The organism is Dyella sp. OK004 (assembly GCF_900114495.1).
Taxonomy (GTDB): Bacteria; Pseudomonadota; Gammaproteobacteria; order Xanthomonadales; family Rhodanobacteraceae; genus Dyella_D.
Map to the genome: position 1 here is coordinate 44,926 of NZ_FOZI01000004.1, position 23,937 is coordinate 68,862.

Sequence of the window (23,937 nt, forward strand, 5' to 3'; positions counted from 1 at the left end):
GAGGTTGGGAGGGGGTAAGCCCTTGAGACGGCGCCATGAACTTGTGGGCTTGACCCCACCCCAGCCCTCCCCTGCTGCACGCAGGGGAGGGAGCAGGTTGTCTTGGCGTGAGCCGCGAACGAATATCGAAGAGGTTTTCTTCTTCATCGGCAAAGAGCCAGGCAAGCACCCGGCCCTCATCCTCAGAACCGATACATGATCGCCGCGCGGTAGGCTCGACCCAGGATCGGACGGGCGATAAAGGTATTCGCGCCCGCATCAGCGCTCGCCAGCTCACCCGCGCGTGGGTTGCCCTCGGTCAGGCCCAGCGAGTTGGTGATGTTGTCGGCGTAGAAGAACAGCGAGCACATTTGCGAGATGTCGTAGCGTGCACTGGCGTTCCACACGTCATACGAGGGCAGCTTCACCGAGTTGGCGGTGTCCACGTAGCGCTGGCCTTCGTACTCGTACGCCACTTGCAGGCGCAGCTTGCCGCCCAGCAGATTCACGCCGGGCACCACGCGGTAGCTCTGCTTGGGCACGCGGATCAGCTGGTTGCCTTCGTAGTTGCGCAGCACCGGCGCACCGGAGACCAGTTCGGTATAGCGCAGGCCCTTGTACTGCGGATCCTGCATGGTGGCGGTGACCTGCACGTCGAACCACTCCACCGGATACCAGGTGCTTTCCAGCTCCAGGCCCTTGGTCTCGGTGTTGGCATAGCCCTGCTGCACCGTGGAGGTGTTGCCGTTGGAATTGAAGACGTAGTTGCTGAAGCCGACGTTGTTGTACTTGGTGTAGAACGCGGTTGCGTACAGATCCAGCTGGCGGTCGGTGTACTTGTAGCCGACTTCGCCCAGCTTCATGGTTTGCGTCACCGGCACCGCGGTTGGGTTAGTGATGTAGGTGCTCAGGTTGGGCAGGCGGAAGGTCGGCGTCCAGCGCGCGAACACGCCGGAGCGTTCAGAGAACTGCCAGTTGGCACCGAGCGTCCAGCCCAGCTTGCTGAAAGTGTGATCCCACGGCACGAACTGGCCGGTGCCGGTGATGATGCTGGCGGTGGAGGGCGTACCCAGATTCACCGTCTGCTTGGTCTCGGTCTTGCCCTGGGTGTTCACTTGCTCCCAGCGCACGCCGCCGTCGATGCGCAGCTGGTCGGTCACCTGCCATTCGTCGGAGAGGTACACAGCATTGGTGGTCGAGGTACCGGTGGCGTTCTCCCACTCGTAGCCATAGCGCGTGATGCCGCGATCGGACAACGTGCTGACCGGCTGACCCGCGGTGTTCACTGCTACTAGGTCGAGCAGGCGCGCATTGTTGGTGGCATCGAGCAGCGCCACCGACGAGTAGCGGCTGAAATCCTGATCGAAACGCGCGTAGTAGTAGCCGAAGGTCACGTCATGGGTCTGGCCGCCCAGGTCGAACTTGCGCAGCACGCGCGTATCGTTGATGAACTCCTTCACCGGCATGGTCACGCCGCGCAGGCCACCAACCACCACCAGGCCGTTGCCGTTCTGGTTCGCGTTGTCGAACACCGCGGCGGGGTTGTCCACGTAGCGCAGCTGCAAGCCGGCAGCGCCGGCAGGCACTTTCTGCTGCGAGAGATACTTGGTGGCGCTCATCAGCGAGTTGGGGAACACGCCGTTGCGCTGCGTACGCGTGTCGTCATAACGCATCGACTCCGCCAGTTTCCAGTCGTCGCCCAGGTCGTAGTCGAACTTCAGGGTCACCTGATCGCGCTTGACGTGCGTACCCTCGCTATTGTCGAAGTTGTACAGGCCGCCGTTGCCCTGCTTCATCAGGATGTGCTCGGTCTCGGGGCCGGCCAGCGTGCCGTAGTTGCCGTCGAAGCCGGGCACGGCACGGATATCGCCGTTGGGCAGGGTGCGCATCGGTATGCCCAGGTACAGCGCTACCTTATCGTCCAGATGCTTTACGTCGGCGCTGAAGCTGCCGTGCTCGAAATCGCGCGACAGGTTTAGGCGGATCTGGCCGCCATCGTTGGCGTTGAAACGCGGGTCTCGGATGCCGCTGTCGGTGCGGTAGAAACCGCCTACGCCCAGCTTCCAGCCGCCACCCACCGGCGTGCCCAGCCAGAAGTCGCCGCGGGTCAGGCCGTAGTCGCCCACCGTGAACTTGGCGATGCCTTCTGCCTTGTCGCCGACCTTGCGCGGAATGAAGTTGATCGCACCGGCCGGCGCGTTCGAATAGAACACCGACGACGGACCGCCGCGCACCACTTCAATGCGCTCGATGGTCTCATCCAGCCGGAACGCCTGATCGGCGTTGAGATAGCCCAGTGCGGGATCGTGCTGCACCGGGATGCCGTCTTCCAGCAGGTTCACCGAACCGAAGCCGTCCACCGGAATGCCGCGCGCACGAATATTGCCGCTGGCTTCACCGCCCGAAGCTTCCACCCAGAAGCCCGGCACCGATTTCATCGCCTCGGTCACTGAGGTCGGCGCCTGCATGCGCAGCCGATCTTCGTCGATGGTGGTGATGGAGTAGCTGGTCTCCGCCTTGGTGCGCGTTTCCACACCCGAGCGTGCGGTAACCACGATGCTGTCGAGGTTCTTGGCCTTGTCGGCGGCCGGCTTCTTGGCGTCGCTTGCGGTGCTGGCGCTATTGGAGCTGTTGTCCTGCGCGAAAGCATGCGGTGTAAAGGTGGAAAGCAGGCCGCCCAGCAGGGCTAGGCCGATAGCATGGCTGATCGGTGAGGTACGCAAGGTTGTGACTCCGGGGAAGAGGGTGTGACGGAGCCATGCATTCAGTGCAACCAAAACACAGCTGACACCGTGCGCGGTGATTCCAAAGGAATCGCGCTGGGCGTCCGCGTAGAGGCTTCCCTGGCCCTGACACAGGCTCTGACCTGCGCAGACTAGGTCAGGGCTGTGACGGTGGCGTGCAGGAAGGATGACGGCTTATCGACAAAATCGATTTAGACGTCTAAATATGTCATGTGAATGGCAACTTCCCGGCAGCGGAGACATGTTCTCCACTGCCGGAAAGTGCCTCACGTCGCCGGGCAGGAGCGGGATGGCTCCGGCGTCTTCACGTATGTGGCCGTCAGGTGCGGATGCGGTTTCCGCAGCAGCACAAACGAAAGCACCGCGAGTCCTGCCGTGAGCCAGGCCAGACCGATGAGCAGGCTGCTAAATGCGCCGACATAGGTATGCAGCAAGGTGGCGCGGCCGATCGCGGGCGCCTGCAACGCAGCGCGCAGCAGATTTCCAGTCGCCAGGTTGCTGGCCGCCGCCGCGACCTGCGCCGCGGGTTGTCCGGACAGGCGCAGCTCGATCACGGTGGCCAGCGCGGCACCCGTCGCCGCCATCGCCAGTGCTTCGCCCGCCACGCGCGTGGTGGTGAAAAAACCGGTGGCCATGCCGGCACGCTCCTTCGGCACCACACTGACAGCGAGATCGTCCATCAGACCCCATGGCAGGCCCGCGCCGCTGCCGATCATCAGCAGCGGCCACGCAAGAGTTCCCCAGCTCGCCGAAGGGTCGGCCATCGCTCCGCGCAACCAGGTCAGGCCGATTGCCGCAACCAAAAGGCCAATCGCGGTAAGTGTGGCGGCACTAAGCCAGCGGGTAAGCAGAGCGCCGACCAGCGGCACCACCAGCATGGGTGCCGAGAGTGGAATCATCAGCAGGCCGGCCGTCACTTCCCCGCGGCCCTCCACACCCACGAAACGCAACGGCAGGAAAATCAACAGCACCACGTAGCAAAGTGCTGTAGCGATTGGCAGTGCCTGCGCCCCTAGAAAGCGGGGATTGCGGAACAGCGTGAGGTCGAGCATCGGGCCGCGCACGCGCTGCTCGACCAGTACGAACAACACAAACATCGCCAGCGACGCCGCGAACAATATAAGCGTCATACCGCTCGCCCAACCGCGCTGCGGCGCCTCGATGATGGCGAAGGTCAGCAAGGCCAGCGCGCCGGTGAAACTCAAGGTGCCGGGCAGATCCAGCCCTTGCGCCTCCGGGTCGCGGGTTTCACGCATGCGCGGCACGCCGAGCACAAGCACCAGTACACCCATCGCCGCTATCGCGACGAACACCGACCGCCATCCGAACGCATCGATCAGATACGCCGACAGCAGCGGACCAAAGGCGAGCCCCAGCCCGAACGTGGTGCCCAGCAGGCTATAGGCACGCGTGCGCGCACGCCCCTCAAACTCCTGCGCCAGCGAGGCCGCACCGGACGACATGGTGAGCGCGGCGGCCACGCCCTGCAGCGCCCGCAACACATCGAGCGCGAGCAGGTTGGGTGCTAGGGCGAGCAGCAGCGACATGACGGTGAACAGCGCGATGCCCAGCGTGAAGATGCGCTTGCGGCCGTATTGATCCGCCAGCGTTCCACTCGCCATCACGAAACCGCCGAAAGCGAGAATGAAGGCATTCACCACCCACGACAGCATGACCGGATCCGAACCCAGCGCATGACCGATCGCCGGCAACGCCATGGCTGGACCAGTGAAGCAGAGCGGCATGGCCAACCCTGCCAGGCAGACCGACGCAAGCACCAGCAGCCGGTCAGCCAGCGTGTGAGGTTTGTCGATGGGGAGGGCGTCAGGCATTGGCGCCCCCGTCCACAGTGAATGCCGCGCCATTGGCGAAGCGGCCTTCCTCGCTGGCCAGCCAGGCCACCATGCCGGCGATGTTGGAGGCATTGCCGTAGCGCTGGATCGCCATGCGCGCGCGTTGCTCTTCGGCATGGGGGCCGCCGGCCGGATTCATGTCGGTGTCGGTGGAGCCCGGCTGTACCAGGTTCACGGTGATGCCGCGCGTACCGAGGTCGCGGGCCAGGCCCTTGGTGAAGGCGGTGAGCGCCGACTTGCTCATGGAGTACAGCGTCATGCCCGGGGCCGGCACGCGCTCGCCCAGATTGCTGCCGATGCTGATGATGCGGCCGCCTTCGCCCATGTGCCGGGCGGCAGCCTGTGACGCCACGAACACCGCGCGCACATTGATCGCCATAGTGCGGTCGTAATCTTCCAGCGTGACGTCCTCGAACGGCCCGCCAACCCAGATGCCGGCGTTGTTGACCAGGATATCGAGCCGTCCCAGATCCACCGCGGCCTTGTCGATGGCGGCGCGCAGCGCCGCCGGGTCGGCGCCATCGGCACGGTAGGCATGCGCTTTGCCGCCCTCGGCCACGATCTCTGCCGCCAATGCCTCGGCCTTGTCCGGCGCGCTGACATAGGTGAAAGCCACGGCTGCACCTTCCTTCGCCAGCCGCCGCACGATTGCCGCGCCGATACCGCGCGATCCACCCGTCACCAGCGCCACCTTGCCCTTGAGACTGCTCATGCCATTCATCCTTTTATGTAGTGATCGATACATAATTAGGAATGGACTTGACGCGGGCTGTCAAGGACTTTATGTATTGACCACTACAGAAAGGTGCGCCGATGACGGCTACAGCGAAAGAGCGGGGGCGCCCGCGCAAATTCGACCGCGACCACACTTTGCGCCAGGCCATGGAGGTATTCCTCGATCGCGGCTATGACGGCGCCTCGCTGGGCGACCTCACTACGGCAATGGGCATCAACGCGTCCAGCCTGTATGCCGCCTTCGGCTGCAAAGAGGCGTTGTTCCGCGAAGCGGTCGATCTTTACGTGAATGCCGCCGGCCCGCGTACGCTCGATGCGCTGGCCGTACGGGACGTCAGCGCTCGCGCGGCGGTGGAGGCGATGCTGCGCGAGGCGGCACGCCGTTTCGGCAATGGGCGCGGTTGTCTGGTGGTGCTCGGCGCCACGCATCGCACAGCCGATAACGAGGCGGTGTTCCACGACCTCACCGAGCGCCGGGGGCAGACCCAGGTATTGATCCGGCAGCGTCTCAAGCAGGGCATGGCAGCCGGCGACGTTCCCACTGGAACCGACATCGGTGCCGTAGCCGCCTTCTACACCACAGTGCTGCACGGCCTTTCGCTGCAGGCGCGCGATGGTGCGCCACGCAAGCAGCTCTCGGCGGTCGTGGATTGCGCAATGAAAGCGTGGGACGGCCTGGTGCCGGCGTAGGATCCGGATCCTTTCTCGCCTGCGGCGACTAGGCGCAGGCGCGCCGCTTTATTTGACGGCCAGGGCAAGCACGATGCCCACCCAGATCAACATGCCCAGCCAGTTGTTGTTGCGGAAGGCCCACAGGCAGGCGTCGCGGTTGCGCTCGCGGATGCGCCACAGCTGCCAGCCAAACAGCCCAGCCGCGCCCACCAGACTCAACCAATAAGGCCAGCCCAGCGCGCCGCGCTGGCCGACGAACAACATGGCCAGCAGGAAGGTGCCAATCAGGATGCCGAGGATCGGCAGGTCCGCATCGCCAAACAGGATCGCCGTGGACTTGGCGCCGGCCTGGATGTCGTCGTCGCGATCCACCATCGCGTACTGCGTGTCGTAGATCACCGACCACAGGATATTGGCGATAAACAGCAGCCAGCCCAGCGGCGGCACCGTGTTGCTCACCGCCGCGAACGCCATCGGGATCGACCAGCCGAACGCCGCGCCCAGCACCACCTGCGGCATATACGTATAGCGCTTGGTGAAGGGATAGATCGCGGCCAGCGCCGCACCGGCGAACGACAGCTTGATGGTCAGCGCGTTGGTGAACAGCACCAGGATGAACGCAAACGCGAGCAGAGCGCCGAACACGATCAGCGCCTCGCGCGGCGTGACGCGCCCCGCGGCGATGGGCCGCCCGGCAGTGCGCTCCACCTGCGGGTCCAGCTTGCGGTCGGCATAGTCATTGATGGCGCAACCCGCCGCGCGCATGGCGAACACACCGAGCGTGAAAATCACCAGCGCCTTCAGCGGCGGGAAATCGCCCGCGGCCAGCCACAGCGCCCACCACGTCGGCCACAGCAGCAGTAGCGCACCGATCGGGCGATCCATGCGGGTCAGCACCAGATAGTCGCGCGCCCTTTCCTGAATACGCGGCGGTAGTTTCTGCAGCAGGAAATCCAGCACGCGCATGGCGCGCGTTGAACTGTCTGCAGGTCGCACCGAGGCCTTGGGCGCGGCCGGCCGCGGTCGCGGCGTGCCGGTGGAAGGAGTGGTGCGCCGCTGGCGCTTGCGGGAAGGAGAGGCCATGCGCCGAAGTTTAGCGTGGGACAGCCCCGTGAGCGGCGTGACCCAGCGCCGCAAACCGCCATGCCCGTGCCATGGTCGCGCTGCTACGATGGCCTATTCGACGGATCGGAGACTTCCATGAAGAAGGATCGATGGCTTGCCGCGGCCCTGTGTGTCGTACTGGCCGGCGTCTTGCCAGCGCATGGCGCCACAGCGGATGCGGCGGCGCCCTATCCACGCTGCCCCAAGCAAGAGATCTTCGGTAAAGGGCCGCCATGCGTCGATCTGTTCGACGCGCTCGACCCGAGCGAATTCTCGGCGAAAGATTTCAAGGCGGCCAGCCTGCCATTGCAGGACCGCGGCCATGCCGCAACCGCTGCCGGCCTGCCCGGCGCGGACAGCTTCTTCGCGCATATCGCTGTTCACCCCTCCGGCCGGCTCTACGCCGTCGGCGGTCCCGGCCTGCAAGTGGCTACGGCCGATGCGGATGGCGCCAGCTGGCATGTCGCGTCCCATTCGGCGTTTGCCGATGCCTTGCGCGGCATCGCTTTCGTTGACGCCAAGCGTGCCTTCGCCGTCGGCGAGAACGGCAAGATCTTCCGCACGCAGGATGGCGGCGAACACTGGGAGCCGTTCAACCGCACCTTCGCGACCTACAAGGATCCACAACTCAAGGATCTGCATTTCGACGGCGCAGCTTATGGCGTGGCGTTCGCGGATGCCGAGCACGGCGTAGTGGTGGGCGAAGCGCGCCTGCTGCGCACCATAGATGGTGGGCAGCAATGGCAGCGGGTGCCGGTCGCGCTGGATCACATCGCGCTGCAGCAGGTGCGCTTTGGGGACGCCAGGCGCGGCTGGGCGGTCGGCAGCAGTGGCACGGTGTTGCGCACGGACGATGCCGGTGAGCACTGGAGCGCCGTTTCGCTAGGCGACGGCGAAGCGCACCTCATGGACGTGAGCTTCTCCGATGCCACGCACGGCTGCATCGGCGGCGGTTTCAAAGTGTGGTGCACACAGGATGGCGGCCAGGCGTGGCAGGTTGCTGAAGTGACTTTGCCGAAAGGATTCGACACGGGTCCCTCCATCGGCATCACCAGTCTGGCGATGCGCGATGCCGGGCATGGCTGGTTCATCACGCGCGATGGCTGGATCTTCGCCAGCAATGATGGCGGCAAGCATTGGGCGCCATGGATGAACGTGGTCACTGCAGCTCACGGCAAGCTCGGCGGCGTCGAGCTGTGGAGCCTTGCGCTTGCCAAGGATCGGGTCTGGGCTACCGGAGTGGGCGGCTTCGCCACACCGAAAGCGGGCGCCATGTCTCTCGATAGCTCACCGCTGATCGTGTCGTGGCGTCTCTAAAGCCTTCCCTTGTGAGCTGGATTAGCGTCGAGTCTTAGATAGGCATGCTCTACTCCTGCCCCTGCTCGCGACGCAAAGCTAGTCCCGTGGGACAGGGGGAGGTTGGGAGGGGGTAAGGCTCTTGCGAAAACCTCACCCGAAACGCCTTCTCAAGTACTCACCCCTCCCCAACCCTCCCCTGTCCCACGGGACTAGCTTTGCGTCGCGAGCAGGGGAGGGAGCCGGCCGCCTGGGCGTGAGATGCGGTACGCACCCCCGATTCAAAACTTGAAATCAAGCTTCGCGTAGTAATAACCACCATTCACGCCGAACGGCAGGGTCTCCCAGCCGTAGGTGAAACCCAGCTGCGGAAACGGCGCGCCGGTTTTCGGATCCCACTTGTCCGGATAGGTATCGAACACGTTGTCCGCGCCGACCGTCAGCTTCACGCTGTTGGAGAAGTGGTAGCCCACCGCCACGTCCGCCAGCCACTTGCCGCTCCAGGTCTGCTTGACGCCCGGCGTGAAGCCCTGGCCGCTGACCGGGCCGAAGTAGTTGCCGCGCAGGGTGAAGTCCCATGGCCCGGTGCGGTAAATGCCCTGCAGCACATCGTGTACGCGTGGCTGGCCTTGTTCGATCAAGGTCACCTGGGTGTCGTCGAACAGCTTGTCCGGCGGCAGGATTGCGGACTGCGATTTGCGCTTGGTGACCTTGGTCTTGTTGTAGTTGAGCAACGCGGTGAGGTCGAGCGTGGAACTGTCCGCGAAACGGAAACCCTTTTCGGCCACCACGTCGATGCCCTGCGTCTTGGTGTTGATCGCATTGGTGAAGAACAGCACCTGCCCGACACCGAACGGAGCCAGGATCGCGCGGATCGGGCAGTTGGCGTTGTTCGCCGCGCAGGGATTGCCGTCCGAGCCGACACTCTCCGGCACGATATTGCTAGAGAAGATGATCCGATTCCTGATGTCGATGCGGAACACATCGACGGTCAGCGTGAAATCGTTGCCCGGTTTGTAGACGATGCCCGCGGTGCCGCTTTGCGAGGTTTCCTGCTTCAGTGGCTGGATGCCGAACGCGCGCGTCACCGCGCTGTCCTGTCGCGCGGTGAGCGTATCGGTGAGCTTGCCGCTGGGATCGAGGTTGGTCGAGCGCTGGCTGTAGAACAGCTGCTGCACGCCGGGGGCGCGGAAGCCCGTAGCGAGTGTGCCGCGCACGGCGAACTCATCGCTGGCGTCGAAGCGCGCTGACAGCTTGCCGGTGGTGGTGCCGCCGAAGTCGGAGTAGTGCTCGTAGCGAGCGGCCGCGCCCAACAGCAAACGCTGGGTGACCTGCGATTCGGCGTCGACATACAGGGCGTAGTTGTGGCGCCCCTTGTTGACCGCCTCGGTCGGCGAGAAGCCGGGAAACCCCTGGATGCCCGGCTGCGCTATATCGCCAGTCTGGCCGACGATAGGAATGTTGCGGTTGTTGGTGCGGCCGTAGGCGTAGGACACTGGATCGCCGGGCAGGATCTGATAGTTGTCACGACGCCACTCGACACCGGTGGCGAAGTTCAGCGCATCGTGACCCACGCCCCAGTCGATCGGGCCGCGCACGTCGACATTGAAAGTGGTTTCGTTGAGACGCAGGGTGCCGGTGTTTGCCGAGGTCGGCGAGGAACCATAGATGCCGGCGGCCGGATTAGCCGGATCGCGCGGTTCGTACCACCAGCTCACATTCGCCGACTGGCGCTCGTTGAAACCGAACTGGCTGCGGCCATGGATGAGCGATACGTCGTAGTCCCATTTGTCGCCCAGCGGTCCGCGATAGCCCACCGCCAGCGAAGCATCTTTGACGTTGGTGGCAATGTTCGGCAGGAAGCCATTCGGATACAGCGCCGGAATGGTGCGATTGTCCCCGGCGGGGCGGAAGAAGCCGAACGAGTCGCCCTTGCGCTGTGAGATGCCGCCGAACCAATAGAGCTCGCCACGCGCGATCGGCAGGCCGCCGTTGAGCCAGAAATATGCATCCTTGGTGTCCGCATCGCCAAGCTTCTGAGTGACGCGTGGCGGATCCACACGCAACATGTCAGGACCCGCGCGGTTAGTCGGATCGCGATGCCGGTACTCCGCGGTCAGATCAAGATAACCGTCGTGGCCAAGGCGCAGGCCGGTGTTGATGCCGCCTTGCCGCGTGAAGCCGTCACCCTTGTACGTCTTGCCGCCGGTCAGCGACACATTGGTTTCGCCCACCTGTTTCTTCAGCACGATATTGATCACGCCGGAGATCGCGTCCGAGCCGTACTGCGCGGCGGCACCGTCGCGCAGCACTTCAATGCGTTCGATCGCCGAAATCGGGATCGCGTTGATGTCGGTGCCCGCCGAGCCGCGGCCGATAGTCTGCTGCACGTTGACCAGCGCCTGCTGATGCCGGCGTTTGCCGTTGACCAGCACCAGCACCTGATCCGGACCAAGTCCGCGCAAGGTCGCCGGACGGATGGTGTCAGTGCCGTCGCTGACGAAGGTGCGCGAGAAGTTGAAGCTGGGTTCGAGCATTTGCAACGCCTGGCCCACTTCGACCACGCCGGCGCTTTCCAGTTGCTCGCGGCCGATCACATCGACCGGTGCCGGCGTCTCCGCCGCGGTGCGGTCTTTGGCGCGCGAACCGACCACTTGCACGCCTTCGAGCGTCTTGGCTTTCTGCTGATCGGGTGGCGCGGTCTCTTGCGCCCAGACGGTGAGGGTCATCGACAGACCCAGGATCGCCGCCCCCCAGCGGCACGCACAAGCCAACACGCGCCCTTGCGGACGCGACGCAAACCGACGTGACATAAGTTTCTCCCATCCAGCCGTACCAAAGCGACGACCCGGAACGCTGCAAACATCGCGGCGTCCGCCTCCCGCGTCGGAAGCTGCGCCGCAGAGAAAGTCATGTCAACCCGAATATCGGCAAAGCGCGAACGCGATCATCAAATGTGAAATGTCTTCACAAGAACATCGCGTTCATTGCAGCAACGTTGTTACGAAAAACTTGCATCAGCCTGTCGTGCCTCAGTTCAACACTGAGGCACGCGTATCAACTCTGCGCCATGTCGCGCAGCATCTGTGCCGTGGCTTCGTCCGCCGGCACGAACGACTCCAGTGCAAGTTCCGCGAGGGTGATATCCACTGGCGTGCCGAACACGGTGGTGGTGCTGATCATCGACAGTACGTGGCCGCCGACCTCCAGCAACATGGGCACGGCGATATCCGTGCCGGGGCCTTCGACGCCGTCAGCTTCATCGTGTGTCGGTGGACTCAATGCGCGCAGTTCGCGCAGTAGTTCGATCAGCGCCGGGTCGTGGCTGGTATCGATCTGCCGCCGCAGGCGGTCGAACAAATGCGCACGCCATTGCGCGAAGTTGCGGATGCGCGGCGCGAGGCCGGCGGGATGCAGGCTGAGCCGCAACACGTTGATCGGCGGCGCCAGCAGCGCTTCGGGGATGCCGGCCATCAGGCGCAAGGTAGCCTGGTTGCTGGCTACAAGATTCCAATGACGGTCGATCGCCAGTGCGGGATAAGGTTCCAGTCCCTTCAAGAGCAAGTCGATCATGCGGCGCGCCGCATCCAGCGCGGGATCTTCCAGCGGCCGCTCGCGGAACGCCGGCGCAAAGCCCGCCGCCACCAGCAGCGCGTTGCGCTCGCGCAGCGGGATGTCGAGGTATTCGGCGAGATGCAGAATCATGTCGCGACTCGGCTGTGAGCGTCCGGATTCCACAAAGCTCAGATGTCGCGTGGAGATCTCCGCTTCGGCGGCCAGTTCGAGCTGACTAAGGCGGCGATGCCGGCGCCATTCGCGGAGCAGGTCGCCGACCGGGCGTTGTGTGCGTGAGAGTGCTGCGTTCATGGTGCGATCCTAGAACTTGTTCAAAATCTCTGCGCCGGAAGAATGGGGGTACTAGGGTGTTCTTTGTGGTCGCGATAACCCAACCCGAAGAGCGTGAACCAAGAAGCTCCCCCCTCCCGACCTCCCCCTGTCCCACGAGACTAGCTTCGCGTCGCAAGCAGGGGGAGGAGAAAGCAGCGCAACGTTCAAGCCGCCATCGGCACCTTGTCCAGGAAGCCATACACCTGGCGGATGCGACCGTTGTCCAGCGCCGCGACATCGAAGCCGATCACCAGCGGCTCGTTGGCGCCGGGCGCAGTGAGATGCCAGTGAAAGCGCAGCGTGTCGTGGTGTGCATCGACCTGCCCGCCCAGTTCAAATACATGGCCGGGGAACATGTTCTGCACCGCGGCGATGGTGGCGTCGATCGCTTCCCAGCCCTTGGCCTGCACCATCGGGTCGGTATAGCTGGCCTGCTCGGCATAGACGTCTTCGATCAGCACGCGGCGGCGCAACGGATCGGTTTCGTTCCAGCTCTGGATATAGCGCGCGACGAGTTGGTTGGCGTGGTTCATGGCAGTTCTCCTTAGTGGTCGTTGTGTGTGCGACCAGATTGCGGCCCAAGGCGTGGCAAGACGATTACCTCGGAGGTAATGGGATGCTCCGGCAAGCGAAGATCTGCCCTGCGTGACTATCGGGACTGCCTGGTCCGCTATGGGCACGCTAGGCTCCGCTGCACATTCGACAGCCTGTCGAACACACGGAGGCCGGTATGCGTTCGCGGTTCCTTACGGTGCTGTTCGCTGTCGCGTTTTTGATGGGAGTGATCCCGCTGGGCACGACGATGGCCGCGCCGCCATCGGACGCCGCCGTCACCCATCAGGTACAGGCCGTGCTGGACCATGCCGCGGTTGCGGATGGCCCCGGCGTGGCGATGCTGGTGGCGAGAGGCGACACGGTGTTGTTTCGTGGTGCGCGCGGACGTGCCGATATCGAGCTTGGCGTGCCGCTCTCGCCGGATCAGGTGTTCCGGATCGCATCCGTCACCAAGATGTTCACCGCTGCGACGGTGGTGAAGCTGGCCGAACAGGGCAAGCTGTCGCTCGACGATCCGCTGGCGAAGTACTTCCCCGCGATCCCCGACGCTGCGCACATCACACTGCGCCAGTTGTTGAACCACACAGCGGGCATTTCCGATAAAAGCGTGATGCCGCAGCCCGGCGTATTCCGCCGCGATATCGATACCGCCGCGCATGTCGCCGAAATCAGCAAGCGGTCGCCCGACTTCTCGCCCGGCACGCGCTGGGCCTATTCCAATGCAGGTTACATACTGCTCGGCGCGGTGATCGAGAAGGTCACGGGCGACGCCTGGTATGTCACCTTGCAAAAGCAGCTGATCGATCCCCTGGGCCTGCAGCACACCCGTTATGGCGACACCGCGTCACTCATCGCCGGACGAGTGGCGGGTTACACCACCGACAACCCGGAACACCGGATCGATAACGCCGCTTTTATCAGCGCGAGCGTGCCGGCCGCAGCGGGCGCACTGGTTTCCACACTCGACGACTTGCGGTTATGGATGCGCGCACTCGCCAGCGGTCGTGCCATCGGCGGCGATGGCTTCCGGCAGATGATGACCGCCACGCCCGACCTGCCCGGCGCCTCGCCCGCTCATCGTTATGGCCTTGGCATGTATCTGTGGCAGGTACGGGGCAGCACGATGGTGGGCCATACCGGTCAGATCGACGGTTTCGCTTCCGCCGTGGTCTATCTGCCGAAGGAAGACATCACCGTTGTTGTGCTCGCCAACGACGACAACTTTGATGCGCGCACCATGAGCCGCCGTTTGGTCGCCATCGCATTGGGCCAGCCTTATCCGGATGTCGCCGATATCGCTCCGTCCGATGAGACTTTGCGATCGCTGGAAGGCAAGTATCAGTACGACGAGACGACCGTCCTTAATCTGTCCGTCAAAGCGAACGCCCTGTACTTCCAGCGCGGCAGCCGGCCCTCCATCCGCATGCAAGTAACGGCCGGTCAGGCGCTGCACTTCATTCCCGATGAACTGAGCTATTTGCAGCCAGTGCGCGACGCGTCGGGAAAGGTGATCCGGCTGGACTACTTCGAGGGTGGTGATGGTCCGCCCAAAGCGATGCTGCGCATCGCGGGGCCATAAGGCCCCGCCATGTCGGATCGACGCCGTCGCTTCAGTATTTCAGGTCAAGCTTGAGCCAGCCGGTTCGCCCGGGTTCGTTGATGCGCACCGTGTTGACGTAGCCGACCAACCCAACCGTGGCGGCGTTGATGTGCTCGGCGTAGGTTTTGTCGAACAGGTTGTCGATGCCTGCGCTCAGCGTGATCCTTCGGTCGATGCGATAGGCAGCATTGAGCGAGAACACAGCGAAGCCGCGACTGGGGCCAAGATCCTGACCGATGATGTTGCCTTCACCCACAGCCACACGCTTCTGTGCGGCGGCGATGCGCCATAGCGCGCCCGCAGTCCAGTGGCCGCTTTCATAGTTCAGGCCGAAGCGTGCTTCCAGCGGCGGCATCTGAGGCAATGCGCGATGCTCCGTGCGATTGGCGCCCCAGGCGTAGGCCAAGGTGGCATCGGTCTTCCAGTGATCGCTCAGGCTGTAAGCAAGGCCCGCTTCGCCGCCGGCGATACGCGCATCGACGTTGGTCGCGTGGCTGCTGGCCATCATGCCGCTGCCGTAATGCAACAGTATGAAGTCGTTGACCACGCCCGCATATGCCGATACCCAGGCCTTCAGGCGCCGGTCGTTGTATTGCAGGCCGACATCGAGCTGCGTGGTCTTTTCGGGACGCAGGCTGGAGAACGCCGATAGCGTCTTGCTGGCATGCTGGCCGAACAGTTCCCAGTAATCGGGATAGCGTTCCACATGGCCAATGCCGGCATACAGTGTCATCGGTGATGTGGCGAGATCGCGCTCGTAGCGAAGAAACCCGGCTGGCAAGGTAGACGAGCGGCCGGCATCGACCGTGGTGGCCGCGGGACTCATACCCATGTGGCCCATAGAGCTACCGCCCGGCAATGCCAGGCCATAGCCGCGTACCTGCGCGCGATCTACGCGTACGCCAGAAATCAGGCGCTGGCGTTCGGCAAAGCTCCAGCGCATTTCGCCAAACGCACCGATAGTGCGAATGCGCGCGTCGCGCGCGCGCGGCAGGTCGCGGTAATAACCCATCGGGCTGCCGGGCGGGCCGCCGTTGCGAGCGGTATGCACATTGGATGAACCATCCAGGCCAGTGGTGAGCTGCAGCGCGTCGCCCCAAACAAAGGTGCCGGCAAGTCTTCCGCCCACGGTCCTGCGATCAACATCACTGGCCATTGCCATCGGCATCATGCCGGTGGGGTCGGGTTTGCGCAGCGTGTAGTTGTCCATCACGTGGTCGGCGTAGTTGTAGTACACCTGCGCTTCGAGCTTGTCGAACACGGTGCTGAGATGGCGCCGTTCGAACTTCAGTCCCGCGCTTTCGCGTAGGAACTGCGCGCCGTCCATGCCACTGAAAGCGTACGCGGCCTTGCCGTCGCCTTTGCCGGCGGTCAGCTCCAGCCGGGTGTCGTCATCCGGCGTCCAGCCCAGTGTGGCGTCAGCATTCCAGCGGTCGTAGGACGAATGCACGCGGCGGCCGTCGCCATCCTCGTAATCCTGTGCATGCGTGTGGTTGGCGCTGATACCGAGATAGCCGGTGGGGTTGCCCGCGCGCAGGTCGGCCATCTGGTCGTTGCGTCCCCACGAGCCGCCGAGCAGGCTGCCTTCGAACGACGCGGCCGGCGCCGTATAACGGGTGAATTCGCGTTCGAACAACACCGTGCCGGCTGAGTTGCCTGGCCCATAGAGCACGGTCTGCGGGCCTTTGATCACGGTGACGCGATCGAACAGCTGCGGCGAGATATAGGCAGTGGGCGGATCCATGCGCGACGGGCAGCCACCCCCGATCTGACCGCCGTCGATCAGCAGATTCAGCCGCGATCCGGCCATGCCGCGCAGCACCGGGTCGCCGTTGCTGCCGCCTTTACGGATGCTGGAAAAGCCCGGGATGCTCTTGAGGAAATCCGCGCCGTCGCTGGCGGGCACAGGCTGCCGGGGCGCCTTGGGATTGGTCACCACGGTCAAGGGGCTGGTCTGCATCGGCGCGGTCACGACGACCGGCGGCAGGGTTTCGGTGTCGTCCTCGGCACGCGCATACCGGGGGGCCAGTGCCAGCGTGGCAATAACCGCCATGGCAAGCGGCGCCTGGCGGAGAAGGGTTGGAGCAATACACGATGACGCGCGCGCACTGGCGCGCCCGCAATGGGAAAAGAGGGACATGGCATTCCTTGGAATTCGGCAACGCAGCGCGGCACGGATCACCGTGCGCGCGGGAGATCGGCGTCAGGCGTTGACGAAACCAGGTGGACCACGCGGTGCTGCGGCCAGCGGCGAATGGCGCGAGAACGCAGGTGCTCCACGCCACAAGACGGGGATATAGGTGTTCTGAGGAAGGACGGAAGGCAGCCAGATTGCGCCGCTCAGAACCGGTGTGTGGCTAAGCAGGCTGCAGTAGCCGCAGTGCTCCATGGACGGAACATGCGGGTGCGGAGAGGCCGGATGCCCTGCGTGTTCCACGTGCTCGCCGCACATCATGCCCATGCCGGGCATCGGCCCGGCCGTAGGCAAGGTCTGCGATATCACCGGCGCAACGATGGTGAGCCATATGGCGGCCATGGCCAGCCACGCAACGAACCGTCGTTGTGTGCGCAAACGAATCACTCATTATCCCTGGAGTGCGACGAGCCTCGACCAGCGTAGCGCCGATCGGGCTGCATCATCCCATCGATACATCGCAACAGACACTGCGGCACAGTGCCGCTGGCGTTGCTGGGCCGGTCAGGCGCCGAGCAGCAGCCGATAGGCTGGGCTATCGCTCTCATCCCAGTGCGGATAGCCCAGCGTGCGCAGGAACGACTGGAACATCGCGCGCTCATCCGCGGGTACCTGGATGCCGACCAGGATGCGGCCGTAATCGGCACCGTGGTTGCGGTAGTGGAACAGGCTGATGTTCCAGTCCGGGTGCATATGACCGAGGAAGCGGGTGAGGGCGCCGGGGCGTTCGGGAAATTCGAAGCGGTAGAGCAGTTCGTCGTGCGCCAGCAGCGAGCGGCCGCCGATCATGTGGCGCAGGTGCAGTTTGGCCAGCTCGTCGTCGGTAAGGTCGAGTACGCCGAAGCCTTGCGCGTGGAACGCGGCGGTCAGCGCTTCGCGTTCGCCGCGGCTGTGGATCTGGATGCCGACGAAGATATGCGCCTGCGTGGCATCGCCGATGCGGTAGTTGAATTCGGTGATGGCGCGCTGGCCCAGCGCGGTGCAGAAGCGGCGGAAGCTGCCGCGTTCTTCCGGGATGGTCACAGCGAACACGGCTTCGCGCTGCTCGCCGACTTCGGCGCGCTCGGCGACGAAGCGCAGGCGATCGAAGTTCATGTTGGCGCCGGAAACGATGGCGACCAGGGTTTCATCGCGCAGGCCATGTTCCGCCGCGTAGTGCTTGAGGCCGGCCACAGCCAGTGCGCCGGAGGGTTCCGGCACGCTGCGCGTTTCCTGGAACACATCGCGGATCGCCGCGCAGATGGCATCGGTATCCACTCGCACCATCGCATCCACGTGGCGCTGACACACCGCAAAGGTTTCCGCGCCGACCTGTTTCACCGCGGTGCCGTCGGCGAACAGGCCGACTTCGTCCAGTGCGACGCGTGTGCCGGTTTCCAGGGAACGTGCCATCGCGTCCGAATCGGCCGTTTGCACGCCGATCACCTTGATCTCCGGGCGCAGCGCCTTGACGTATGCCGCCACGCCGGCCAGCAGGCCGCCGCCACCGACCGGAACGAAGATCGCATGCAACGGCCCCGGATGCTGGCGCAGGATTTCCATGCCAACAGTGGCCTGGCCGGCGATCACGTCGGGGTCGTCGAAGGGATGCACAAAGCAGTAGCTGTGCTGCGCTTGCCGTCGTGCCGCTTCGGCCTGCGCGTCGCTATAGGAATCGCCAGCCAGCACCACCTCGACCCAGCGGCCGCCGAAGCGGCGTACCGCGTCGATCTTTACCTGCGGCGCGGTCACCGGCATCACGATCACCGCATGCAGGCCGAGTCTCGCGGCGGCGAGCGCTACGCCCTGCGCATGATTGCCGGCGGAGGCGGCGATCACGCCACGCGCACGCTGCGCCGCGTCGAGACCCACCATCTTGTTGTAAGCACCGCGCAGCTTGAACGAGAACACTGGCTGCTGGTCTTCGCGCTTGAGCAATACGTTCTGGCCCAGGCGAGCGGATAGCAGTGGCGCCGGTTCCAATGGCGATTCACGTGCTACGTCGTAGACACGTGCGGCCAGCGTGCGGCGCAGAAGGTCATGATCCGTGTCGTCGCCGTCTTCCTGTCGTTCGGTGACCGCCGCGTTCACGGCATCGCGTCCACAGCCGGATGGCTGACCTCGATCACGTCAACCAACTTGCGTGTCTGCTTGATGAGCTGATCGACTGACGCGTCGGCACCATGCATGACCAAAGTGAGCTGGGAGACGGCGGGGTCCTGCGTCGCCGCGACCGTCAGCGAGTCGATGTTGTAGCCACGAGCCGAAAACAGGCCGGCGACCCGGACCAGCGCGCCAGCTTCGTTCTGCAACAGGATGGAAAGCGTGTGTTTCATGTCGGTCTCGGGGTTCAAAACATGTCGCTCGCGGGATCATTCGTTTTTGCTGGCGCTTGCCGCGAAGCGATGTGGTCGCCGGTGATCATCTGCGCATAAGTCGCGCCAGGACCGACCATCGGGTACACACCGGCGTCGGGATCGATCATCACTTCCAGGAAGGCCGGGCCGGGATGGGCGAGGAAGGCGGCGATGGTGTGCGCCAGGTCTTCATTGCGCTCCAGCCGCTCGGCCCATTCGAAGCCGTCGGCCTGCGCAGCCTTGATGAAGTCCTTGCGATGCAGGCTCTTGTCGGACGAGGCGAAACGGCCTCGGAAGAACAGCTTCTGCCACTGCCGCACCATGCCGTCGCCGATGTTGTTGAGCACCACCACCTTCACCGGCAGGCCATAAGTGGTGACGGTTTCCAGCTCGCCCAGGTTCATGCGGATGCTGGCGTCGCCGTCGATATCGATCACCATTGCATCGCGCCGCGCGAACTGCGCGCCGATCGCGGCCGGCAACCCGAAACCCATCGTGCCCATCGAGCCGGAGCTGAGCCAATGGCGCGGCTCGCGGAAATCGAAGTACTGCGCCGCCCACATCTGATGCTGGCCCACGCCCGTGCTGATGATGGCGCGGCCCTGCGTGTGACGGTTGATCTCCTGGATCACCGCATAGGGCTGGATCAGCGGACTGGTGCGGTCATAGTCCAACGCATGCGTGCGCTTGAGCGCGGCGATGTGCTGGTGCCACGTTGAGTATTGCTGGGCCAGTCGCTGCCGGTAGCCGTGCTGCTCACCCCAGCGGCGCAGCTGCGCCAGGGTGCGCGAGAGATCGCCAGTATGGTGCCAGTCGACCTTTTTCACCTTGCCGATCTCGGCGGGATCGATGTCGATCTGTGCGATGAACTTCGCGCCGGGTGCGAAACGGTCCGGCACACCAGCGACGCGGTCGTCGAAGCGTGCGCCCAGTGCGAACAGGAAATCGCAGTCATCCACCGCGTAGTTGGCGTACGCCGTGCCGTGCATGCCGAGCATGTGCAGCGCCAGCGGTTCGGTGGTGTCGTAGGCGCCCAGGCCCATCAGGGTGGTGGTGACTGGCAAACCGAAGTCGGCCACGAAGGCACGCAGCTGGTCGGCGGCGCCGGAGGCGATGACGCCACCGCCTGCATAGATCAGCGGCCGGCGCGACTGTGCGAGCGCTTCGAAGAAAGCCGCGCAATCGGCTTCGGCCAAGGTGGCCTGTTCGAGCTTCTGCAACCGCGCACGATAGCCGGGCATGGGTAGCAGGCCTTCGCCGCGAAACTCCAGCGGCGTGTTCTGCACGTCCTTGGGGATGTCCACCACCACCGGGCCAGGGCGACCGCTGCGCGCAATCTCGAACGCGGTGCGCAAGGTGTCTTCCAGCTTTTCGGCATCGGTGACCAGGAACACATGCTTGGCGCAGGCACTCATGATGTTGCTGATCGGCGCTTCCTGGAACGCATCGCTGCCGATGGCCGTCGTCGGCACCTGGCCGCAGATTACCACCATCGGAATCGAATCGGCCATCGAGTCGCGCACCGGCGTAACCATGTTGGTGGCGCCCGGGCCGGAAGTGACGATGGCCACGCCCACCTTGCCCGAAGCACGCGCATAACCGGCCGCCATGAAACCCGCGCCCTGCTCATTGGCCGGCACGATCAGCGGCATCGGTTCGCCGCCGTTCGGCGCGAGGTGCGTGGCGTTGTAGCGGAACACCGCGTCGTACACCGGCAGGATGGCGCCGCCGGAATAGCCGAACAGTACGTCGACGCCTTCGTCGGCGAGCACCTGCACCACGACCTCGGCGCCGCTCATGCGCAGCGCGTTGAGGGGGTGGGTGGCGTCGCTTTCAGAGGCGGCGTCGAGAATGTCCGGCAGAAGCGCATTCATGGTGAAGCGGGTCCTTTGGTGGTGGATCTTTTGCGTTGCTGAAAAATGGAGCGGTGTCGCAAGAGCTTTACCCCTCCCCAACCCTCCCCTGTCCCACGGGACTAGCTGCGCGTCGCAAGCAGGGGAGGGAGCAGGTTGCGCAGGCTCTGAGCTCTTGCCCCTCCCCCTGCTTGCGACGCGCAGCTAGTCCCGTGGGACAGGGGGAGGTTGGGAGGGGGTGAACCTTGCGATGACCTCGCAAGGCTCGCGAGCTCTTACCCCACCTTCTTCAACGGCTCAGCCGCCGGCTTCGCCGCACCCGCCTGCAACCATGGCATGCGCGCGCGCAGCTTCGCGCCAACCTGCTCGATCGGATGCTCGAGGTCCGCCTGCTTGAAGCGCTTGTAGTTCGGCAGGCCGGCTTTGTGCTCGGCGATCCAGTTGCGCGCGAAGGTGCCGTCCTGGATGTCGGTGAGTACGGCCTTCATCCGCTCCTTGGTGCCGGCGTCGATCACGCGCGGGCCGCTCACATAGTCGCCGTACTGCGCGGTCTCGGAGACGAACTCCAGCATGCGGGCAATGCCGCCTTCGTAGAACAGATCCACGATCAGCTTCAGCTCGTGCAGCACTTCGTAATAGGCGATCTCCGGCTGATAACCGGCTTCCACCAGCGTCTCGAAGCCGGCCTGCACCAGCGAGCTGGCGCCGCCGCACAGCACGGCCTGTTCACCGAACAGATCGGTCTCGGTCTCTTCCTTGAAATCGGTCTTGATCAGCAGTGCGCGACCGCCGCCGATGCCGTCGGCATACGCTTTGGCCTTGGCTTCGGCCTGGCCGCTGACGTCCTGGTGCACGGCCCAGATGCATGGCACGCCACGGCCGATTTCATACTCGCGGCGCACCAGCGCGCCCGGGCCCTTTGGCGCGACCAGGATCACGTCGATGTCGGCGCGCGGTTCGATCTGCTTGAAGTGCACGTTGAAGCCATGCGCGAACAGCAGCGCGGCGCCCGGCTTGATGTTCGGTTCGATCGACTCGTGATACAGCGCGGGCTGCACCATGTCAGGCGTGAGCACGGCGACCAGATCAGCGCCGCGCACGGCGTCGGCCGGCTCAGCCACGTTGAAGCCTTCGGCGCGGGCTTTCTCCCACGACGGGCCGCCCTTGCGCAGACCGACCACGACATCGAGGCCGGAGTCGCGCAGGTTGAGAGCGTGGGCGCGGCCCTGGCTGCCATAGCCGAGCACAGCGATGCGGGCTTGGGCCAGCGTGGAATGTGAGGTGGTGCTCATGCGGTGACTCCTTCGGTAGCGGTGACTTGGACGTGTTTGGGTGTGGAGACAGCAGTGTCGGGATGCGTGGTGGCGCCGTCGGAAGCTGAGCCGACCAGGCGCGCGTACTTGGCAAGCGCGCCGGTGGTGACCTTGGGTGCGGGTGGCTTCCAGTGCTGGCGGCGTTCGACCAAGTCGGCGTCGGTTTCGATGTCGCGCAGACCGGCGTCGATGCGGATCAGGTCGCCGTCGCGCAGCAGTGCGATGGGGCCGCCGCGCGCCGCTTCGGGTGCGATGTGGCCCACCATGAAGCCGTGCGTGGCGCCGGAGAAACGGCCGTCGGTGATCAGCGCGACGTCGTCGCCCAGGCCGCGTCCGATCAGTGCGGCGGTGACGCCGAGCATCTCGCGCATGCCGGGGCCGCCGGCCGGGCCCTCGTTGCGGATCACGATCACATCGCCCTTGGCGATGCGTCCGGACTGCACGGCGGCGAAAGCCTGTTCCTCGCTTTCGAACACACGCGCGGTGCCTTCGAAATGGCTGGCGCCCTTGCCGGCCAACTTCAGAATGCAGCCTTCCGGTGCGAGATTGCCGTACAGAATCGAATAGCCACCGCGCGGCTTCAGCGGCTTGCTGACGGGAAGCACGACATCCTGTTGTTCCGCGCGCGGTGCGGCGGCGGCTTCTTCGAACAGGCTGTGGCCGGTGACGGTGGGGGCGTCTTCGAGCATGCCGGCCGCGATCAGTTCCTGCGCCACTCTTGCGCTGCCACCGGCGCCGAACATCTCGACGGCGGTGTAGCGGCCGCCCGGCAGCAGGTCGGCGATCACGGGTGTGTGCTTCGACGCGGGTTCGAAATCTTCCAGCGTCCAGGTTGCGCCGGCTTCGCGGGCAATGGCCAGCAGATGCAGCACCGCATTGGTGGAACCAGCGGTGGCGGCGACCATGCGCGCGGCATTGCGCAGCGAAGTGCGATTGATCAGTGCGCGCGGCGAGCGCTGCTCGCGCAGGCAATCCATCACCAGCTCGCCGCAGCGACGTGCGGCGGCAGCCTTGGCGGGATGCGTGGCGGGAATGTCGTTGAAGCCCATCGGCGACAGGCCCAGCGTGGTCAGCACCATCGCCATGGTGTTGGCGGTGAACTGGCCGCCGCAGGCGCCAGCGCCGGGGCAGGCATCGCGCTCAACAGATGCGAGTTCGGCATCGTCGATCTTGCCCGCGCCATGTGCGCCGACCGCTTCGAACACCTGCTGGATGGTGATCGGATGGTTGTCGTGCGTGCCGTGTGCGATGGTGCCGCCGTAGAGCGCGACCGCCGGAATATCCAGGCGCGCCATCGCCATCGCGGCGGCGGGGATGGTTTTGTCGCAACCGCACAGCACCACCATCGCGTCGAGGCAGTGGCCATCCACGGCCAGCTCGATCGAATCGGTGATCACCTCGCGGCTGATCAGCGAGGCGCGCATGCCCGGCGTGCCCATCGCGATGCCGTCGGTCACGGCAATCGTGTTGAACTCGATCGGCGTGCCGCCCGCCGCGCGAATGCCTTCGGCGACGTGTTCGGCCAGCTCGCGCAGGTTGAGGTTGCATGGGCTGACGTTGGACCAGGTATGCACCACCGCCACTAGCGGCTTGGCGATGGCGGCATCGTCCAGCCCGGTGGCACGCAGCATCGCGCGCGCGGGTGCGCGGTCGGCGCCGGTCTTGATGAGATCACTACGCATGAAGGGTCTCGTTGGCGGAACAGTGGAAGGTGCTCTCCCTGCGTGCAGGGGTTTCGCGGGACAGGGCGCGGGGAGTGGCGGACACCCGGGGCAAGGTGTGCAGCGCCCTCGTTGCCCGCTGCACGCAGGGAGG

17 protein-coding genes are annotated in these 23,937 nt (G+C 64.7%); 3 read left to right on the forward strand and 14 right to left on the reverse strand.

Annotation, left to right across the window (positions count from 1 at the left end; genetic code table 11):
• Positions 1-182: 182 nt before the first annotated feature.
• The 3 genes from BM338_RS16405 to BM338_RS16415 all read right to left on the reverse strand — a co-directional run bounded on the left by BM338_RS16405 (position 183) and on the right by BM338_RS16415 (position 5,288).
• Entirely contained in the window at positions 183-2,702 is a 2,520-nt protein-coding gene (locus BM338_RS16405) for a TonB-dependent receptor (RefSeq protein ID WP_255367340.1), read from the reverse strand.
• A gap of 287 nt (positions 2,703-2,989) precedes the next feature.
• The gene (locus BM338_RS16410; RefSeq protein WP_090452693.1) at positions 2,990-4,555 is read right to left on the reverse strand and encodes an MFS transporter; all 1,566 of its coding nucleotides are present in this window, start codon (positions 4,553-4,555) and stop codon (positions 2,990-2,992) included.
• Entirely contained in the window at positions 4,548-5,288 is a 741-nt protein-coding gene (locus BM338_RS16415; protein WP_090452695.1) for a 3-oxoacyl-ACP reductase family protein, read from the reverse strand. The genes BM338_RS16410 and BM338_RS16415 overlap by 8 nt, the downstream gene beginning before the upstream one ends.
• 101 nt (positions 5,289-5,389) lie before the next feature.
• Between BM338_RS16415 and BM338_RS16420 the strand changes: the two genes are divergently transcribed.
• The gene (locus BM338_RS16420) at positions 5,390-6,001 is read left to right on the forward strand and encodes a TetR/AcrR family transcriptional regulator (protein ID WP_090452697.1); all 612 of its coding nucleotides are present in this window, start codon (positions 5,390-5,392) and stop codon (positions 5,999-6,001) included.
• Between the two features lie 48 nt (positions 6,002-6,049).
• On the opposite strand, the gene ubiA is transcribed toward BM338_RS16420, so the two are convergent.
• Positions 6,050-6,979: a 4-hydroxybenzoate octaprenyltransferase gene (gene ubiA, locus BM338_RS16425; RefSeq protein ID WP_255367364.1), complete on the reverse strand. Its 930-nt coding sequence runs from the start codon at positions 6,977-6,979 to the stop codon at positions 6,050-6,052.
• Positions 6,980-7,183: 204 nt separating this feature from the next.
• Between ubiA and BM338_RS16430 the strand changes: the two genes are divergently transcribed.
• Entirely contained in the window at positions 7,184-8,404 is a 1,221-nt protein-coding gene (locus BM338_RS16430; protein ID WP_177229390.1) for a WD40/YVTN/BNR-like repeat-containing protein, read from the forward strand.
• 260 nt (positions 8,405-8,664) lie between these two features.
• On the opposite strand, the gene BM338_RS16435 is transcribed toward BM338_RS16430, so the two are convergent.
• The 3 genes from BM338_RS16435 to BM338_RS16445 form a co-directional block, all read right to left on the reverse strand.
• A complete protein-coding gene (locus tag BM338_RS16435) occupies positions 8,665-11,196 on the reverse strand; it encodes a TonB-dependent receptor plug domain-containing protein (RefSeq protein WP_218156373.1) in 2,532 nt (843 codons plus the stop codon).
• 244 nt (positions 11,197-11,440) lie between these two features.
• The gene (locus BM338_RS16440) at positions 11,441-12,250 is read right to left on the reverse strand and encodes a helix-turn-helix domain-containing protein (protein ID WP_090452705.1); all 810 of its coding nucleotides are present in this window, start codon (positions 12,248-12,250) and stop codon (positions 11,441-11,443) included.
• A 185-nt stretch (positions 12,251-12,435) separates the two neighbouring features.
• On the reverse strand, positions 12,436-12,804 hold the full coding sequence (locus BM338_RS16445) for a nuclear transport factor 2 family protein (protein WP_090452707.1): 369 nt from the start codon (positions 12,802-12,804) through the stop codon (positions 12,436-12,438).
• A gap of 197 nt (positions 12,805-13,001) precedes the next feature.
• On the opposite strand from BM338_RS16445, the gene BM338_RS16450 reads away from it, so the two are divergent.
• Positions 13,002-14,405 (forward strand): serine hydrolase domain-containing protein, encoded by a 1,404-nt coding sequence (locus tag BM338_RS16450; RefSeq protein WP_090452709.1) that lies wholly within the window; start codon positions 13,002-13,004, stop codon positions 14,403-14,405.
• 31 nt (positions 14,406-14,436) lie between these two features.
• Here BM338_RS16450 and BM338_RS16455 read toward each other — a convergent pair whose 3' ends face one another.
• The 7 genes from BM338_RS16455 to ilvD form a co-directional block, all read right to left on the reverse strand.
• On the reverse strand, positions 14,437-16,479 hold the full coding sequence (locus BM338_RS16455; RefSeq protein ID WP_255367341.1) for a TonB-dependent copper receptor: 2,043 nt from the start codon (positions 16,477-16,479) through the stop codon (positions 14,437-14,439).
• Positions 16,480-16,629: 150 nt separating this feature from the next.
• Positions 16,630-17,007, reverse strand: a complete 378-nt coding sequence (locus tag BM338_RS16460; protein ID WP_090452713.1) for a DUF2946 domain-containing protein — start codon at positions 17,005-17,007, stop codon at positions 16,630-16,632.
• Positions 17,008-17,124: 117 nt separating this feature from the next.
• A complete protein-coding gene (gene ilvA / locus BM338_RS16465; protein ID WP_090452715.1) occupies positions 17,125-18,690 on the reverse strand; it encodes a threonine ammonia-lyase, biosynthetic in 1,566 nt (521 codons plus the stop codon).
• Positions 18,687-18,935 (reverse strand): acetolactate synthase small subunit, encoded by a 249-nt coding sequence (ilvN, locus tag BM338_RS16470; RefSeq protein WP_090452717.1) that lies wholly within the window; start codon positions 18,933-18,935, stop codon positions 18,687-18,689. Before ilvN ends, ilvA begins: the two co-directional genes overlap by 4 nt.
• A 14-nt stretch (positions 18,936-18,949) precedes the next feature.
• Positions 18,950-20,830 (reverse strand): biosynthetic-type acetolactate synthase large subunit, encoded by a 1,881-nt coding sequence (ilvB, locus tag BM338_RS16475; RefSeq protein WP_090452719.1) that lies wholly within the window; start codon positions 20,828-20,830, stop codon positions 18,950-18,952.
• Between the two features lie 254 nt (positions 20,831-21,084).
• On the reverse strand, positions 21,085-22,101 hold the full coding sequence (gene ilvC, locus BM338_RS16480) for a ketol-acid reductoisomerase (RefSeq protein ID WP_090452721.1): 1,017 nt from the start codon (positions 22,099-22,101) through the stop codon (positions 21,085-21,087).
• Positions 22,098-23,804: a dihydroxy-acid dehydratase gene (gene ilvD, locus BM338_RS16485; RefSeq protein WP_090452723.1), complete on the reverse strand. Its 1,707-nt coding sequence runs from the start codon at positions 23,802-23,804 to the stop codon at positions 22,098-22,100. The genes ilvC and ilvD overlap by 4 nt, the downstream gene beginning before the upstream one ends.
• Between the last annotated feature and the right edge of the window lie 133 nt (positions 23,805-23,937).

Bases quoted from the DNA above. Each gene is read 5' to 3' on its own strand.
- BM338_RS16410 (WP_090452693.1), bottom strand. From the start codon at position 4,555: ATGCCTGACGCCCTCCCCATCGACAAACCTCACACGCTGGCTGACCGG.
- BM338_RS16415 (WP_090452695.1), bottom strand. From the start codon at position 5,288: ATGAGCAGTCTCAAGGGCAAGGTGGCGCTGGTGACGGGTGGATCGCGC.
- BM338_RS16420 (WP_090452697.1), top strand. From the start codon at position 5,390: ATGACGGCTACAGCGAAAGAGCGGGGGCGCCCGCGCAAATTCGACCGC.
- BM338_RS16430 (WP_177229390.1), top strand. From the start codon at position 7,184: ATGAAGAAGGATCGATGGCTTGCCGCGGCCCTGTGTGTCGTACTGGCC.
- BM338_RS16435 (WP_218156373.1), bottom strand. From the start codon at position 11,196: ATGTCACGTCGGTTTGCGTCGCGTCCGCAAGGGCGCGTGTTGGCTTGT.
- BM338_RS16440 (WP_090452705.1), bottom strand. From the start codon at position 12,250: ATGAACGCAGCACTCTCACGCACACAACGCCCGGTCGGCGACCTGCTC.
- BM338_RS16445 (WP_090452707.1), bottom strand. From the start codon at position 12,804: ATGAACCACGCCAACCAACTCGTCGCGCGCTATATCCAGAGCTGGAAC.
- BM338_RS16450 (WP_090452709.1), top strand. From the start codon at position 13,002: ATGCGTTCGCGGTTCCTTACGGTGCTGTTCGCTGTCGCGTTTTTGATG.
- BM338_RS16455 (WP_255367341.1), bottom strand. From the start codon at position 16,479: ATGGCGGTTATTGCCACGCTGGCACTGGCCCCCCGGTATGCGCGTGCC.
- ilvN (WP_090452717.1), bottom strand. From the start codon at position 18,935: ATGAAACACACGCTTTCCATCCTGTTGCAGAACGAAGCTGGCGCGCTG.
- ilvB (WP_090452719.1), bottom strand. From the start codon at position 20,830: ATGAATGCGCTTCTGCCGGACATTCTCGACGCCGCCTCTGAAAGCGAC.
- ilvC (WP_090452721.1), bottom strand. From the start codon at position 22,101: ATGAGCACCACCTCACATTCCACGCTGGCCCAAGCCCGCATCGCTGTG.
- ilvD (WP_090452723.1), bottom strand. From the start codon at position 23,804: ATGCGTAGTGATCTCATCAAGACCGGCGCCGACCGCGCACCCGCGCGC.